This window comes from Microtetraspora malaysiensis, assembly GCF_050947145.1.
Taxonomy (GTDB): domain Bacteria; phylum Actinomycetota; class Actinomycetes; order Streptosporangiales; family Streptosporangiaceae; genus Microtetraspora_A; species Microtetraspora_A malaysiensis.
In genome coordinates this window covers 470,998-485,223 of the sequence record NZ_CP191998.1, presented here as the reverse complement: position 1 = coordinate 485,223, position 14,226 = coordinate 470,998, and the positions used below count along the sequence as shown (strand labels likewise).

At 70.1% G+C, this 14,226-nt stretch carries 15 protein-coding genes; 8 read left to right on the top strand and 7 right to left on the bottom strand.

The window, feature by feature from the left end; translation table 11 throughout:
* Positions 1–68: 68 nt before the first annotated feature.
* The 3 genes from ACQP1V_RS02405 to ACQP1V_RS02395 are packed head-to-tail and all read right to left on the bottom strand — an operon-like array spanning position 69 to position 2,408.
* Positions 69–713, bottom strand: coding sequence for a response regulator transcription factor (locus ACQP1V_RS02405; RefSeq protein ID WP_433418405.1), 645 nt, complete (start codon positions 711–713; stop codon positions 69–71).
* Positions 704–1,807, bottom strand: a complete 1,104-nt coding sequence (locus ACQP1V_RS02400) for a sensor histidine kinase (RefSeq protein WP_433418404.1) — start codon at positions 1,805–1,807, stop codon at positions 704–706. The genes ACQP1V_RS02405 and ACQP1V_RS02400 overlap by 10 nt, the downstream gene beginning before the upstream one ends.
* Complete coding sequence (locus ACQP1V_RS02395; RefSeq protein WP_433418402.1) at positions 1,791–2,408, bottom strand: DedA family protein; 618 nt, start codon at positions 2,406–2,408, stop codon at positions 1,791–1,793. The genes ACQP1V_RS02400 and ACQP1V_RS02395 overlap by 17 nt, the downstream gene beginning before the upstream one ends.
* A 134-nt stretch (positions 2,409–2,542) precedes the next feature.
* Here ACQP1V_RS02395 and ACQP1V_RS02390 point away from each other — a divergent pair, with 134 nt between their 5' ends.
* Positions 2,543–4,882 (top strand): M20/M25/M40 family metallo-hydrolase, encoded by a 2,340-nt coding sequence (locus ACQP1V_RS02390; protein WP_433418400.1) that lies wholly within the window; start codon positions 2,543–2,545, stop codon positions 4,880–4,882.
* Between the two features lie 156 nt (positions 4,883–5,038).
* The gene (locus ACQP1V_RS02385; RefSeq protein WP_433418398.1) at positions 5,039–5,260 is read left to right on the top strand and encodes a hypothetical protein; all 222 of its coding nucleotides are present in this window, start codon (positions 5,039–5,041) and stop codon (positions 5,258–5,260) included.
* 102 nt (positions 5,261–5,362) lie between these two features.
* On the opposite strand, the gene ACQP1V_RS02380 is transcribed toward ACQP1V_RS02385, so the two are convergent.
* Positions 5,363–6,334: a quinone oxidoreductase family protein gene (locus tag ACQP1V_RS02380; RefSeq protein ID WP_433418396.1), complete on the bottom strand. Its 972-nt coding sequence runs from the start codon at positions 6,332–6,334 to the stop codon at positions 5,363–5,365.
* A gap of 113 nt (positions 6,335–6,447) precedes the next feature.
* On the opposite strand from ACQP1V_RS02380, the gene ACQP1V_RS02375 reads away from it, so the two are divergent.
* Together ACQP1V_RS02375 and ACQP1V_RS02370 are read left to right on the top strand one after the other, a co-directional pair.
* Positions 6,448–7,074 (top strand): TetR/AcrR family transcriptional regulator, encoded by a 627-nt coding sequence (locus tag ACQP1V_RS02375; protein WP_433418394.1) that lies wholly within the window; start codon positions 6,448–6,450, stop codon positions 7,072–7,074.
* Positions 7,075–7,187: 113 nt separating this feature from the next.
* Positions 7,188–8,201 (top strand): P1 family peptidase, encoded by a 1,014-nt coding sequence (locus ACQP1V_RS02370; RefSeq protein WP_433418392.1) that lies wholly within the window; start codon positions 7,188–7,190, stop codon positions 8,199–8,201.
* A 238-nt stretch (positions 8,202–8,439) separates the two neighbouring features.
* Here the strand turns inward: ACQP1V_RS02370 and mltG are convergent, their stop codons facing one another.
* Both mltG and ACQP1V_RS02360 read right to left on the bottom strand, forming a co-directional pair.
* Complete coding sequence (gene mltG / locus ACQP1V_RS02365) at positions 8,440–9,390, bottom strand: endolytic transglycosylase MltG (protein WP_433418390.1); 951 nt, start codon at positions 9,388–9,390, stop codon at positions 8,440–8,442.
* Entirely contained in the window at positions 9,387–9,899 is a 513-nt protein-coding gene (locus ACQP1V_RS02360; protein WP_433418388.1) for a SigE family RNA polymerase sigma factor, read from the bottom strand. Before ACQP1V_RS02360 ends, mltG begins: the two co-directional genes overlap by 4 nt.
* Positions 9,900–10,099: 200 nt before the next feature.
* Between ACQP1V_RS02360 and ACQP1V_RS02355 the strand changes: the two genes are divergently transcribed.
* From ACQP1V_RS02355 to ACQP1V_RS02345, 3 genes are read left to right on the top strand one after another with little or no spacing between them, the layout of a single operon-like run.
* Entirely contained in the window at positions 10,100–10,522 is a 423-nt protein-coding gene (locus tag ACQP1V_RS02355; protein ID WP_433418387.1) for a hypothetical protein, read from the top strand.
* A complete protein-coding gene (locus ACQP1V_RS02350; RefSeq protein WP_067136128.1) occupies positions 10,519–10,815 on the top strand; it encodes a winged helix-turn-helix domain-containing protein in 297 nt (98 codons plus the stop codon). The genes ACQP1V_RS02355 and ACQP1V_RS02350 overlap by 4 nt, the downstream gene beginning before the upstream one ends.
* Entirely contained in the window at positions 10,808–12,052 is a 1,245-nt protein-coding gene (locus ACQP1V_RS02345; protein WP_433418385.1) for a serine hydrolase domain-containing protein, read from the top strand. The genes ACQP1V_RS02350 and ACQP1V_RS02345 overlap by 8 nt, the downstream gene beginning before the upstream one ends.
* A gap of 160 nt (positions 12,053–12,212) precedes the next feature.
* Here ACQP1V_RS02345 and ACQP1V_RS02340 read toward each other — a convergent pair whose 3' ends face one another.
* A complete protein-coding gene (locus tag ACQP1V_RS02340; protein ID WP_433418383.1) occupies positions 12,213–13,550 on the bottom strand; it encodes an erythromycin esterase family protein in 1,338 nt (445 codons plus the stop codon).
* A gap of 64 nt (positions 13,551–13,614) precedes the next feature.
* Between ACQP1V_RS02340 and ACQP1V_RS02335 the strand changes: the two genes are divergently transcribed.
* Positions 13,615–14,178, top strand: a complete 564-nt coding sequence (locus ACQP1V_RS02335) for a helix-turn-helix domain-containing protein (protein WP_433418381.1) — start codon at positions 13,615–13,617, stop codon at positions 14,176–14,178.
* Positions 14,179–14,226 lie beyond the last annotated feature (48 nt).

The window sequence follows — 14,226 nt, the reverse complement described above, 5'->3', positions numbered from 1 at the left end:
GGCAGGACGCCCCGCACCCCGTGAGGGCATGAACGTTCTGTCGGTGGTTCTACCGGTATGCCCCCGGCTCAGGAGCCGAGATAGCGCAGTACGGCCAGGACCCGGCGGCTGTAACCGGTGGTGTGGGACAGCGCCAGCTTGTCGAACAGCGCGTTGACATGCTTCTCCACCGCGCTCTGCGACACGTGCAAGGCCTGCGCGATCGAGGCGTTGGCCATGCCCTGCGCCATCCGCTCCAGCACCTCCCGCTCGCGCCCGGTCAACTGGGCGAGGGGGTCGGCGTGGCTGGTCCGGGCGAGCAACTGCCGTACCACCTCCGGGTCGAACGCCGTGCCCCCGGCCCCGACCCGCTCCAGCGCGTCCAGGAAATCGCCCACCTGGGCCACCCGATCCTTGAGCAGGTAGCCGACGCCTTCGATGTTCTCGCTCATCAGCTCGGTGGCGTACTTCTTCTCCACATACTGCGACAACACCAGCACCTTGACGTCCGGCCGGCGTCGTCTGATCTCCAGGGCCGCGCGCAGCCCCTCGTCCGTGTGCGTGGGCGGCATGCGCACGTCGGCCACCACCACGTCGGGCTGCTGCGCGGCCACCGCCGCGAGCAGCGCTTCGGCGTCGCCCACCGCGGCGAGCACCTCGTGGCCCTCCTCGGCCAGCAACCGGACCAGCCCCTCGCGCAGCAGGGTGGAGTCCTCGGCCAGGATCACCCGCACGGCAGCTCCGCCTCGATCAGGGTCGGCCCGCCGTACGGGCTGGTCACCGTGAAGCGGCCGTCCAGCGCGGCCACCCTCCTCGCCAGCCCCGAGAGCCCGCTGCTCCCCGCGGCCGCCCCGCCCACGCCATTGTCCTGAACACGCACGATGACCATTTTGTCGTGCTTGCTGATTTCCACGGTGATCCCGGTGGCCTGAGAGTGTTTGGCGGCGTTCGTCACCGCCTCGCTGACCACGAAGTACGCCGCCGTCTCCACCGCCGCCGGCGGCCGTGCCGACAGGTCGCAGACGACCGTGACCGGAACGCCGGAACGCTCGGCGACCCCGGCCAGAGCATCGGCGAGCCCCAGGGAGTCGAGCGCTGACGGGTAGACGCGCCAGGCCACCTCGCGCAGTTCGACCAGCGCCTGCTGCGCCTGCTCATGGACCTGCTCCAGCAGCTCCGGCCGCCCCCGTCGGGCGCGCCCGACCAGCATGGACAGCGCCACCAGCCGCTGCTGCAGCCCGTCGTGCAGGTCCCGCTCGATCCTGCGCCGCTCGGAGTCGACCGCCGCCAGCACCCCGGCACGACTCTCGGTCAGCTCGGCGATCCGGCGCCGCAGCGCCTCCGAGGGGTCCGGGCCGAGCATCCGTACGGCCAGCCGCTGCTCCAGGGCGTGCACCCCCACGAGGCCCGACAGGTCGAGGAACAGCAGGACGAGACCTGCCAGGCAGAAGTAGGCGAGCAGCGGGAGGCTGGGCAGCATGCCGTCGACCGGCCGGCCCCTTCCCCAGGACCACGCCAGGACGACGGCCGTGCCGACGCCGCAGCCGAGCAGGAAGACCACCAGGCCGCCGAGCACGCCCACCGGCGCCCTGGCCGCCAGGTAGCGCAGCTCGCGCCCGTCGGTGTGAGCCGCCGTGAGCCCCAGATCCGTGGGATCCAGGCGCAGGCGGCGGGCGTCGAGCACGGCCAGCCGCCGGGCCGCCTCCCGCACGCCCGGCCGACCGGTGAACGGCAGCGTCACCAGGACGAAGACGAGGTCGAGCAGGGCGGTGACCGTCCCGAGGACCACCGCCCCCAGCAGCCTCAGACCCCTAGCCGCGAGCCGCATGCCGTCCCCTGCGCCGCTCGCCCAGCCTGACCCCCACGAAGACGAGCACGGCCAGCAGCACCAGGGCGATCACCCCGTTGGTGCCCACGTTGACGTACGTTTCGACCAGCGACCAGTTCTCCCCCAGGACGTAGCCGGCCAGCACGAAGATCGTGTTCCAGATGAGGCTGCCGACCGTGGTCAGCAGTGTGAAGGAGCCGAGCGGCATCCGTTCCACCCCGGCGGGAATCGAGATCAGGCTGCGGAAGATGGGGATCATCCTGCCGAAGAACACCGTCTTGCGGCCGTGCCGGAGAAACCATGCCTCGGTCTTGCCGATGTCGGAGACCTTCAGCAACGGGATCCGGGCGGCCAGGGCCAGCGTGCGCTCGCGGCCGAGCAGCGCGCCCACCCAGTACAGCGCCAGCGCGCCCCCCACAGAACCCGCCGTGGTCCACAGCAGCACACTCACCAGGTCCATCTCACCTCGAGACGCGGTGAATCCGGCCAACGGCAGGATCACCTCGCTCGGGAGAGGCGGGAAAAGGTTCTCCAGCGCGATCGCCAGCCCCGCACCCGGTGCCCCGAGGCTTTCCATCAGTTCGATCAGCCAATCCGTCATGCCACGAAATTACGAAGAGTCACGATATGGCCGGAATGAGGCATGCGGCCGTTCCGGGGTGCGGAAAACCACAGATACACGCGGAGATCGGCCTCATACCGCGGCCCCGGCGGCCGGACCTACCGTCGCCATCCGTGATCCGAAAGCTATTCGACGTCCCGAGACGGATACTCGCCGGACTGGCGGCCCTCGCCACCCTCGCCGCAGTGATCATGCTGTCCGCCATGACCGACAGCACGATGCAGCCCCTGCCGGCCTCGGCGCCCACCGCGGAGTTCAGCGCCGAACGGGCACTGGCCCACCTGAAGCGGTTCGCCGCCGAACCGCGGCCCATCGGCAGCGCGGCGCGCGACCGGGCCAGGGACTACCTGGCCGCTCGACTACGCGCCTCGGGTCTCCAGGTAGAGGTCCAGCGGTCCGTCGGGGCCCGCTCGGCGGCGGGGCTGGCGACCTTCGGCCAGGTCGACAACATCGTGGGCCGGCTCCCCGGAACCGATTCGACCGGCACGGTGCTCATCGCCGCCCACTACGACTCCGCGGCGATGGGTGCGGGCGCCTCCGACGACGGCGCGGCGGTGGCCGCGATGATCGAGGCCGTACGGGCGCTGCGCTCGGGCGCCAACCCGCGTAACGACATCGTGTTGCTGATGTCGGACGGCGAGGAGGACGGCGTGCTCGGCGCCGAGGCGTTCGTCCGGGAACATCCGCTGGGACATACCGGCGGTGTGTTGCTGAACTGGGAGGCCCGGGGCACGAGCGGCCCCTCGCTGATGTTCGAGACCTCCCGGGACAACGCCCGGCTGGTCGAGACGTTCGTCGACGCCGTCCCCGCTCCGCGCGGCGACTCCTCCATGGTCGAGATGTACCGGCTGCTGCCCAACAACACCGACTTCGCCCCGCTGACCAAGGCCGGATTCACCGGCATGAACTTCGCCTACATCGAGCGCTCCTCGCTCTACCACACCGCCGAGGACACCATCGCGAACCTCGACCGCGGCAGCCTGCAGCACCACGGCGCGAACATGCTGGCGCTGGCCCGTTCCCTGGGGAACGCAGACCTGCGGACGCTGACCTCCGATCATGACGTCACGTACTTCCGCGCCCTCGGGACCGTGATCACCTATCCGGACGTGGTCGTCTGGCCGCTGGCCGCGCTGTCCGTCCTCGCGGTCGCGGGGCCGGCGCTGTTCGCCCGCGCCAGGCGGCTGCTCAGCCTGCCCCGGCTGACGGTGGCGGCGGCCTCGGCCGTCGTGCCGTTGCTCGCGTCCGCCGCTTTGGCGCAAGGACTGTGGGAGCTGCTGGTGGCCGTACGGCCGGCCTACGACACGATGGGCGGGCTCCTGCACCGCCCGCGGCCCTACCAGGCGGCGGTCGTGGTCCTGTCCGCGCTGGCGGTGCTCGGCTGGTACCTGCCGCTGCGCCGCAGGCTCGGGCCGGCGGCGCTGGCGGTCGGCGCGCTGACCTGGCCGGCCGCGCTCGGCGTGCTGTGTGCCCGGTTCGCTCCCGGAGCGGCCTTCCTGTTCACCCTGCCGGCGTTGATGTGCGCGCTCGGCGCGCTGGCGGCGCTCCTGCTTCCCACGTCCGCCTGGGCACGGGTGGCGGCGGCGACGCTCGGGCCGATCACGGCCGCCATGGTCCTGCCCTCGCTGGCCGGCAACGCCTTCGACGGGATGGGGCTGGCGCTCGGCGGGGTGAGCGCGCTGGTCCTGGCACTGTTCGGGCTGACCGTGCTGCCGATCGTGGAACTCTTCCTGCCCGACCCGGGCAGCAGGCCGAACCGCGGCATCGTCGTCGCCGTGCCCCTGACCGCCGCCGTCCTCGCGCTGAGCCTGGTCGGCACCGGGCTGGTCACGGACACGTTCGGCGCGGACCGGCCGCAGCGCACGCACCTGGCGTACGTCATGGACGCCGACACCCGCGTCGCCCACTGGGTCAGCGCCGACACCGACCCCGCCGAGTGGACCAGGCGGTACGTCTCCGGCCACGACACCGCGGCGCTTCCTCCGGGGTACGCGCGCGGCACACTGTGGACCGGCCCCGCCCCCGCGATCACCGCCGACGGCCCGCGAGCCACCGTGATCGCGTACGACGGGCGCACGCTCAAGCTGCACGTGACCGCCGGAAGGGGCGCCCGTTCCGTGACGCTGCGCCTCGACCGCCCGATAACTCGGGCCACCGCGGCGGCCGGTCGCTTCGGTCCGGTGAGCATCCCCGTCAGCGGCACGCGAGCCGGGACCTGGCCCGCCGAGATCCGCTTCCGCGGCATCCCCGCCTCGGGAGTCCAGATCACCGTGCGGCTCCCGGACTCGGACCGGATCCGCGTCACCGCGATCGCCGAAACGGACGGCTTCTCAGCGGTGCCGGGATTCCTGCCCCGGCCTGCCGGTCTGGTCGCGGCCACCAGGGAGGACGGCGACCTCGTCGCGATCACCCGCGGCTACACCCTGACCAGCACCCTCGCGCGCCGTACCTGAACGACCACTTCCGTGATCGGCGGGTCCGTAATAGATCAGTCAGAGTCCGTTGTCAGAACTCTCGCCCTTTTCCTACGGCACTCTGACGCTCAAGGGGGCTCCCGAGCGCTGCCAGGCCGACGAGAAACCGCCCCTCTGACGTGATGAGGAGCCGCCTTGTCGCTGTACGACTTATCCATCATCTTCTACTTTGTCTGGAAGGTCGTCGCTTCCCTGCTCCTCGTCGTCGGCGTGGTCGTCGCCGCTGTCGGCGCTACCTGTGCGCTCATCATCTTCCTGTACGCCGTCGTGGACGCTCTGGTGCGTCGTGGCCGGCGGAGGCGGCAGCTCCGGGATGCTCACGAGGAGCAGGGCTTCGTCACTGAGTGGCTGAGGTAGGGCCCGACCGTCGCCTGTGACTCGAGTTCGTGGCCGTCCCTGCCGAAGGCGAACCGCGGCCGACAGCGGATGCGCGGTGGCGGCCTCGACGGCGGGGAGACGTCAGGGCACGAGGAGGACGCGGCCGAGCTGGGAGCGGCCCTCCAGGATCCGATGCGCCTCGGCCGCCTCGGCCAGCGGCAGGCGGGCATGGAGCGCGGCGCGCAGCCTGCCCTCCACCGCGTACCGCACGGCCTCCTCCACGTCCTCGCGCGCCTGTTTCGGGGCGGCAGCGCGCAGGGCGAGCAGCGAGAATCCCGTGACGGACCTGAGCGCGAACAGGCTGGTAACGGGGACGTCGGTGGGCTCGCCGCTCGCCGCGCCGTACACGACGGCCCGGCCGAACGGGGCCAGCAGGTCGAGGCTGCGGCGCAGCACGCCTCCCCCGACGGAGTCCAGGACGACGCCGACGCCGCCCGGCGCGGCCTCGCGTACCCGCTCGGGCCAGTCCGCGGCGGAGTAGTCGACGGCGGCGTCCGCGCCCATCGCGCGGACGAATTCGAGCTTGGCGGGCGAGCCGGCGGTGGCGATCACCGTCGCGCCGGAGATCTTGGCGAGTTGCACGGCCAGGTGGCCGATGCCTCCGGACGCGGCGTGGACCAGCACGGTTTCGCCGGGCGCCGTTCGCGCGGCGCGCAGGGCGCCCAGCGCCACCGGCGCGGCCATCGGCAGGATGCTGGCGGTGGCGTCGTCGATCCCCTCCGGTACGTGCGCGAGCCACTCGGCGTCGGCCACGACCTGGTCGGCGAAGGCGTCCTCCGCGAGCGCGGCGACCCGACGGCCCACGAGGCCGGGCTCGACACCGGGGCCGATGTCCTCGACCGTGCCCACCACGTCGCCGGTCAGCACGGCCGGCAGGTCCCGCCGGTAGATGCCGCCGGCGTCCGGGCCGCGGCGGAACTTCACGTCGACGAAGTTCGCGCCGATCGCCTCGACGCGGAGCCGTACCTGGCCGGGGCCGGGGATCGGGGGATCGGTCTCCTCCATGACGAGCACCTCGGGGCCGCCGTACGCGTGATAGCGGATTCGGCGCATGATGTCCTCCTGGGTTCCGAATAAACTGGACCGGTGGTCAAGTTATGCGCGAGCGTACTTGACCGACGGTCCACTTGTCTATGTGGAAGAGGTCCTCATGGGTGGGGAGCGTCATGGCTGAGGGGCGGCGCGAACGCGCCGACGCGGCGCGGAACCGGGAGGCGATCCTGCGGGCGACCGAGGAACTGCTGGCCCGGTACCGGCCCGAGCAGGTCTCCATGGAGCGGGTGGCCGCCGCGGCCGGGGTCGGCAAGGGCACCGTGTTCCACCGCTTCGGCAGCCGGATGGGGCTGATGGTCGCGCTGATGCGGGAACGGGCGTACGCAATGGGCGAGGCCATCACGAACGGGCCACCTCCGCTGGGCCCGGGAGCCCCTCCGGAGGAACGGCTGATGGCCTTCCTGGACGCGGTCGCCGAACTCGTCGGGCGAAACAAGGGACTGCTCGCCGCGCTGGGCCACGCGGCCACGACCTCCTCCAAAAGCTCCTCCGGCAAGGAGCGGGAAGACGACCACGCTGAGGGGCCGCCGGACGGCAGACCCGTCTACCAGTTCTGGCACGGCCACGCCAGCGGACTGATCGCCGAGCGGCGGCCGGACCTGGACGCGGAGCTGCTGGCCCACATCCTGCTCGGCAGCCTGCAGAGCGAACCGGTCCTGCGGCTGCTGGAGCGCGGAGAGTCGGCGCGACTGGCCGCCTCGCTGCGCGTCATGGCCGCCGGAATGCTCGCCGGCCCCTGAGCGGAGGTCCCCCCGCAACGGGTTCGTCGATCGTTTTCTGCCCCCGCAAACACGTACGAACGTGGAGGAGGACTCACAATTCAAGGGTCCGCACTACGAGAGGGTTGACTTGAATGCAGCGACGACGCCTGCGGGACTTCGGACATGTGGTCGGTCGTCTGGAACCGGGGCCGCTCAACGCCATCACCGATGTGGCGGGGATCCTCGTGGGACAGACAACCGTCTTTGATGACAATACGGGCGTCTACTCCGGTGTCACCGCCATCGTGCCGACCGCTTTGACCGCTGACCGGGCTTGTGCCGTCCCCGCCGGACTGCACGTCGGCAACGGTTACGGGAAGTTCGTGGGCGCCACGCAGGTCATGGAGCTCGGCGAGCTGGAGACGCCCATCCTGCTGACCTCCACCCTGTCCACGTTCGGGGTCGCCGACAGCCTGCTGAGCTGGCTCATCGACCGCAGCCGCGAGCCGATCGTCTCGGTCAACCCGGTGGTCGGCGAGGTCAACAACGGCTGGCTCTCGACGGGAGACCCGCGCCCGGTGACCGCCGAGCACGTCTATGCCGCCCTCGACGGGGCATCCGACGGGCCGGTGGCGATGGGCAACGTCGGCGGCGGCACGGGCGCCTGCGCGCTCGGCTTCAAGGCGGGCATCGGCACGGCGTCACGCCGGGTGTCCCTGCGCGACCGCGAGGCGACGGTAGGCGTGCTGGTCCAGGCGAACATGGGCGGTGACCTGCGGCTCCTTGGCCGTACGATCACTCCGGAGAGCCTGGGCCTGAGGCGAGCGGGACATTCCGATGAGCGTGGCTCCTGCGTCGTCGTGGTCGGCCTCGACGTTCCGTGCGGCGCCCTGCAACTGTCCCGGATCGCGGCCAGGGGCGTCTTCGCGCTGGGCAGGGCCGGCGCCTCGTACAGCCACGGCAGCGGCGACTACGGGCTGGCCTTCTCCGCCGAGCCCTCCGACGCCCCCAGAACGCTGAGCCCGGCCGAGCTCGACGCCGTCTTCGCCGCCGTCCTGGACTCGGTGGAGGAAGCGGTCGTCGACGCGCTACTGGCCGCGCGAACCGTTCGCGCGCCGAACGGCCGCGAAGCCGTCGCCCTCCCGCACGGGGTCCTCCGCGTCTGAGTCACCTGGGCGTCCTCGGCGACACTCGGCGACATGGGTGCTCGACCGCGGCCCCGCCGGATCGGACGGCTGCTCCCCCAGCCAGGAGCAGCCGCCGGTCCCGGCGCGCGCGGAGGACGGCCAGTGGCTCCGCCACGCGAGCGGTAGCCCAGCGGAGAGCGTCGTCGCGACCCGATGGAGGTACGAGGAGAGGGAGCGTGCCCGATCGGTGAACTGAGGACTACGGCGCGCCGCTCCATCACCCGGCCCTGCGGTTCTTGTTGTATTCCTCGACCAGCTTGAGGTACTCGGATTCGGAGTCGGCGAACTTCGTGACGCCCTTCTTCGGGTCGGTCGTCACGAACCACAGCCAGTTGCCGGCGGCCGGGTTCAGGGCAGCCTCGATGGCGTCGGCGCCCGGGTTGCCGATGGGACCGGGCGGCAGGCCGCGGCGCAGGTAGGTGTTGTACGGCGACCGGCTCTGGAGATCTTCGTGCGAAGCCGCGAGGCCGAACTTGTTCAGGCCGTACAGGACCGTGCTGTCCATCCTCAGCCCCATCTCGGGCGTGTGGTTCAGCCGGTTGTAGATAACCCGCGCGACCTTGGGCATGTCGCGCTTGTCGCCCGACTCGGCCTGCACGATGCTGGCGATGATCACGATCTCCAGTGGCGTACGGCCGACACGCTTGGCGCCTTCCACCAGGTCGGCGTCCTCGGCGACGCTCCTGAAGCGTGTCACCATCGCGGCGAGGATCTCCTCCGGGCTCGACATGGGCGAGACCTCATAGGTCGCGGGGTAGGCGAATCCTTCCAGCCTGCCCTTGGCGTAGGCGGGAAGGCCGAGCGCCGCACCGTCCTTGGCCGCCCGTTCGAAGTCCTTCAGCGGCTTGCCGGTGGCGGCCGACAGATTCTTCAAAACATTTGAGAGCCGCAGTCCTTCGTTCACCGTCACGGTGTTCCGGGTCTCCGCACGCGTCTCACCGGAGCCCTGCCCGGTGAGGACCGCGGGGGCCACCGTGCGCGAGGACAGGCCCTGGACCGCAAGCGTGGATCCGACCGCCAGCACAGTGACGGCTGCCGCCGCCGCCAGCGCGAGGCCGCGGCGACGGGATCGGCTCCCGTTGACGTGGAGGAACCGGCCAGGCGGTGGTGGCTGCTCCTCGTGGGCCATGTCGGAAAGAGTCTCGCGCAGCAGATCCTCGATGTTCATCCGAACTCCCTCACGGTGCTCAGTTCAGGTGCCGCCTTCTTCAGACGCTCCAGCGACCGGTAAATCTGGCTGCGGACCGACCCCACCCTGAGGCCGAGCAGCCGGGCGATCTCGGTCTCGGACAGGTCCTCGAAGTAGCGGAGCACGAGCATGGTCCGCTGCCGGGGGGTCAACCGGGCGAGAGCCGTACGCATCACCACGCGAAGGTCCACCATCTCGGCGTGCTCTCCGCCGATCTGGTCGGGCAGCCATCCGGTGGGCACTTCCGCGACGCGGGAACGACGCCGCCACCAGCTCACCTGCTCGTGGTACATGACACGGCGGACGTAACCCTCGATGGACGCGGGGTCGCGCAGGCCGCGCCACTTCGCGGCCGTCTTCGCCAACGCCGACTGCACCAGGTCCTCGGCGGCGTGCCGGTCACCGGTCAGCAAGTACGCGGTACGGAACAGCGCCCCTGATCGATCGATGACAAACGCCCGGAAGTCCGCCGCAAATCCTGGATCCACCTGTCCTCCTTGGAGTGTCACCAAGCAAGGACGTGGACCGCGCGCCGATCTATGCCGACATCGCCGAACTGATCCGAATCAGAGCTGCACCCCTGTCCAGGGGCTTGATCGACAAACGGTGCCAATCAACCGCAAAGCATGTACTTGAATGACGGTTGAGTACATGTTAGCTTGACGAGTACTTGAAGCAAGGAGGATCTATGAACACCCCTTCACCAGCTCAAGCCCTGCAGGAGATCCAGCGCGTCGAGGGCCACGTCCGCGCCGCCGAGCGCCGTTACGGCGCGATCTGCCTCGCCAGCGGCATCGGTCAACCGCTCTTCTGGGCGGGGATGCTCTTCGCCCCGACGCTTCGCCCTCCGGTCACGCTCGCTTGGATGCTCTTCACCCTGGTGCTGTGCGCCCTCATGATGCGCATCGGCGCCAAGGGGCGGCGCCTCACCCAGATCATGTACTGGGTGGCGGGCGGCGACCTCGTCCTGTTCCTCGCCCCTGCGGCGCTGTTCTTCGTGTACGGGCCCGCACCCCTTTCCTCATCGTGGACGGTGCCCGGCGCCGCGCTCTGTGTGGCCAGCGGGCTGCCGATGCTCTACGCCGCCTGGCGGCTGATGAAGACACGATGAGCACGCACCCACGGCACGATCTCGACGAGATCATCCATGCCCCCGTCCGCCTGTCGATCATGGCGGCGCTCGCCGCCGCCGACCGGGTCGACTTTCGCTTCCTCAAGGAGACGCTCGAGGTCAGCGACTCACTGTTGTCCAAGCACGTGCTCATCCTCGAGAAGGCCGGCTACGTGAAGGTGTCCAAGGGCTTCGTCGGAAAGCGGCCCCGCACCTCGCTGTCCCTCACCGACGAGGGCAAGGCCGCGTTCGCCACCTACACAGCCGTCCTGAGGAGGATCACCGGTGCTTGATCCCACTGCCGGCCGCCCCGTCCCCACCCTCCTGAAGCAAGCCGTCAGGAAGATCGCCGCCTTGGGCCTCGGGACGCTGCTCGCCACGGCGGCTCTCGCCCCGACGGCGCACGCCGCCGCACCGGGACTCGACCGGCGGGAACTGCAGCGCACGCTCGACGAGGTACCCAAGGGCGGCCTCCCCGGGGCCTACTCCGCCGTCCAGGACGGACGGCAGCGCTGGCGCGGTGCCACGGGACTGGCCGACCTGGAGGCCAGGCGCCCCATGCAGCCGGGCATGTACCACCGGGTCGGCAGCATCACCAAAACCTTCGTCGCCACCGCCGTCCTGCAGCTGGTGGAGTGGGGCAGGCTCGAGCTGGACGCCCCCGTCGAGCAGTACCTGCCCGGGCTGCTGCCCGATCGACGCGTCACGGTCAGGATGCTGCTCAACCACACCAGCCACATCGGTGACTACGTCAGCGCGCTCATCACCAGCCCCGACAGCCTCGAAGAGATGCGCGTACGGCAGTACACCAAGGACGAACTCGTCAAGCTCGGTCTCAGCGTCGGCGCCTCGAGCGAGCCCGGCGAGTCCCCGGGAAGCTACTCCAACACCAACTACATCGTGCTCGGCCTGCTGCTCGACAAGGTCAGCGGAATGCCCGCCGAACGCTACGTCACCCGCCACGTCATCCAGCGGGCGGGCCTTGAACACACGTTCTTCCCGAGCGCATCCGATCTCCCGCGTCCGCACGCCAAGGCATACACGTCCCTGTTCGGCTCCTTCCCGCTCAGAGACTTCAGCACCTTCAACATGTCGTACGTCGGCACGGCCGGCGCGATGGTCTCAACGATGGAGGACCTCAACCGTTTCTACCGGGCGCTGCTCACCGGCCGGCTGGTCGGTCGGGACCAGTTGGCGGAGATGCGCAAGACCGTCCCGATCACGCTGGGACCGGGCAGCCCCGACACCATGAACTACGGGCTCGGCCTCATCTCCTACGACACGCCCTGCGGGAAGCTGTGGGGGCACGACGGCGGCATCGTCGGCATGGCCACGCTGTCGCTCAGCACCGAAGACGGGGGCAAACAGACCTCCTCCGGCATCAACATGACCTGGCATCCGGAGACCGAAGCAGGCCAGCAGGCCTGGATCGTACACACCGTCGGCGCCATGTGCGGGACCAACCGGATCGCGGTCTCCGACGCCCCGATGCCGCTGATCGACGCCGGCGCGCCCCCGGCGAAGCTCTGACCTTCACCCTAGGCCGCCTGCTCCGGCCATAGGTGGGCGGTGGGCTCCCCGTATCAAGGAGGGGAGCCCACCGTTGTGACGTGATCGGGCGTCGACCTCTGTGGAGGCCATGCCCGGCCCTTCCAGGGCATCGACCCCCATGGGGTGATCAGGTCCAGTGTCAGTTCGGCTTCCACTGGGAGAACGCCTGCCGTACGTCGTGCGGGGCGTGGACGAGCGCGGCGTGGTCGGGCTCGGCCGCCGTGACGTACGGAAGGTGGACGACGAGGTCGAAGGCGTCCAGCGGACTCTGGTCGGAGTAGAAGGCTCCGACGCCGGCGCGCTGCTGGGAGGCGGCACGGACGGTGTCGGTGTCGGCCGGCGACAGCCGTCGCAGGTCGGTCGCGAACGGGCCGTCGTGGCTCGCGGCCATGAGCGCGTCGAGGCTGCCGGGCTGGGGCGCCTCCATGTCGGCGAAGAGCGTGCCGGTGTAGAAGTCGGCCCCTGTGCTGAGGATCTGGCCGCTGCCCGAGGTCGTGCCGATGACGAGATAGTCGGCGCCCAGCCGGTCGGCGAGGTGCATGCCCATCGGGGTCATCGGCGGCATGCCGGGGAGCGTCAGCGGTCGGCGTTGGACGTGGCCGTTGTGGGCGGCGAGGACGACGCGGTCCTCTCTGCGCAGGATCCACTCGACGGTGTCCGCGATCGCGGCGTCGCGGTCGCACATCGCCGCCTGCTGGTCGCCGCGGACCATGGCGCGAGCGATGCTGTCGAGCGTGACAGTGATACGCAGCGAACGGAGCGAACGTTCGTAGGCGTCGACGGTGGTCCGCTGAATGTAGTCCAGGCGCCGGCTCGTCATACGCGCGGCGAGGTCGGCGAGGCCGGCCGTGAGCGCGTCCTTGGTCTCGGTTGCGAGCGAGCCGTACGCGGTCATGGCCGCGGGCGCGGAGAACGCGGACGGGGCCGCGAAGGCGGAGGCCGTCTCCCGCATGCCCGGGTCGGGCTGGAATTCCGGATCTGCCTGCTCAAGGTAGGCGAGCACGGCGTCCAGGCCAGGTAGCAGGGACACCATCGAGCCCGGCAGGTCGATCCCGTAGAAGCCGACGGGGCGCGCGGCCGTGCGATTGTGCTGCCGCATCCACTCCAGATGGGCGCCCATCGGCGTCCACAGTCCCATCAGCGACGTCATACCGTTCGCCATGACCTCGCCGAGCTGGTTGTCACCGCCTCGGACCCAGTCGTCGACCAGCCGTCCTTCGACAAATCCGGTCTCCATCGCGTAGGCGCTGAACCCGTGCCGTTCGGCCAGGTAGCGCAGCAGGCGGTTCCGGAGCTCGTAAAACTCGCGGTTGTAGTGCGCGCTCTCGCCGATCGCCACCACTCGCGCGTCACCGATCGCCTCGTCCAGCCATTCGAGGTCGTCCAGTGACCCGGCCGGATCGAGTGTGTGCAGCGGAATCACCGCCTCGCCACTGAGCCGAGCCGCCACCGTCGTCGTGGAAGTTTTCGCGGTCATCCCTGAGCCCTTTCGCCTGCATTCTCAATTTTGGGAACAGTACCAGATATGGGAACGTACGACGATGGACACTCTCGACCTGCTTCTCCACCCGGTCCGGCTGCGTATCGTGCACGCCATGTCCGGCGGGCGCGTCCGCACCACCGCCGACCTGTGCGCCCGCATGTCCGACATCCCGAAAACCTCCGTGTACCGGCACGTCGGCCTCCTGGCCGACGCGGGAGTTCTGGAGGTCGTCGACGAGCGGCGCGTGCACGGCGCCGTCGAACGCCACTACCGGCTCCACCAGAAACGGACGACGATCGACGCCGAAGCAGCCGCGTCGATGTCCCTGGACGACCACCGCCAGGGGTTCACCTCCGCCATGGCCGCGTTGCACGCCGAGTTCAACGCCTACCTGGACCGGGACGGAGCCGACCCGACCGCCGACCTGGTCGGCTACCGGCAAAGCGTGCTCTGGCTCACCCGGGACGAACTCGCGGAGATGATCGACGACATGCGCGAGGTCCTCGTGGCCAGGTGGGGCAACCAGCCCGCGCCGGGCCGCACCCCTCACCTGGTGAGCGCGATCGTGTTTCCCACAGAGGACTGGCAGGAAGGCCGCGACCCGGTGTCCCCCCGCTCCTGAGGAACGGGCATCTCAGACTCCTGTGATGCCCGGATGGAAGGGTCGGCC

Excerpts from the sequence above, each read along its gene's own strand:
- ACQP1V_RS02400 (WP_433418404.1), bottom strand. The coding sequence starts at position 1,807 with ATGCGGCTCGCGGCTAGGGGTCTGAGGCTGCTGGGGGCGGTGGTCCTC.
- ACQP1V_RS02395 (WP_433418402.1), bottom strand. The coding sequence starts at position 2,408 with ATGACGGATTGGCTGATCGAACTGATGGAAAGCCTCGGGGCACCGGGT.
- ACQP1V_RS02380 (WP_433418396.1), bottom strand. The coding sequence starts at position 6,334 with ATGCGCCGAATCCGCTATCACGCGTACGGCGGCCCCGAGGTGCTCGTC.
- ACQP1V_RS02375 (WP_433418394.1), top strand. The coding sequence starts at position 6,448 with ATGGCTGAGGGGCGGCGCGAACGCGCCGACGCGGCGCGGAACCGGGAG.
- ACQP1V_RS02370 (WP_433418392.1), top strand. The coding sequence starts at position 7,188 with ATGCAGCGACGACGCCTGCGGGACTTCGGACATGTGGTCGGTCGTCTG.
- mltG (WP_433418390.1), bottom strand. The coding sequence starts at position 9,390 with ATGAACATCGAGGATCTGCTGCGCGAGACTCTTTCCGACATGGCCCAC.
- ACQP1V_RS02355 (WP_433418387.1), top strand. The coding sequence starts at position 10,100 with ATGAACACCCCTTCACCAGCTCAAGCCCTGCAGGAGATCCAGCGCGTC.
- ACQP1V_RS02350 (WP_067136128.1), top strand. The coding sequence starts at position 10,519 with ATGAGCACGCACCCACGGCACGATCTCGACGAGATCATCCATGCCCCC.
- ACQP1V_RS02340 (WP_433418383.1), bottom strand. The coding sequence starts at position 13,550 with ATGACCGCGAAAACTTCCACGACGACGGTGGCGGCTCGGCTCAGTGGC.
- ACQP1V_RS02335 (WP_433418381.1), top strand. The coding sequence starts at position 13,615 with ATGGACACTCTCGACCTGCTTCTCCACCCGGTCCGGCTGCGTATCGTG.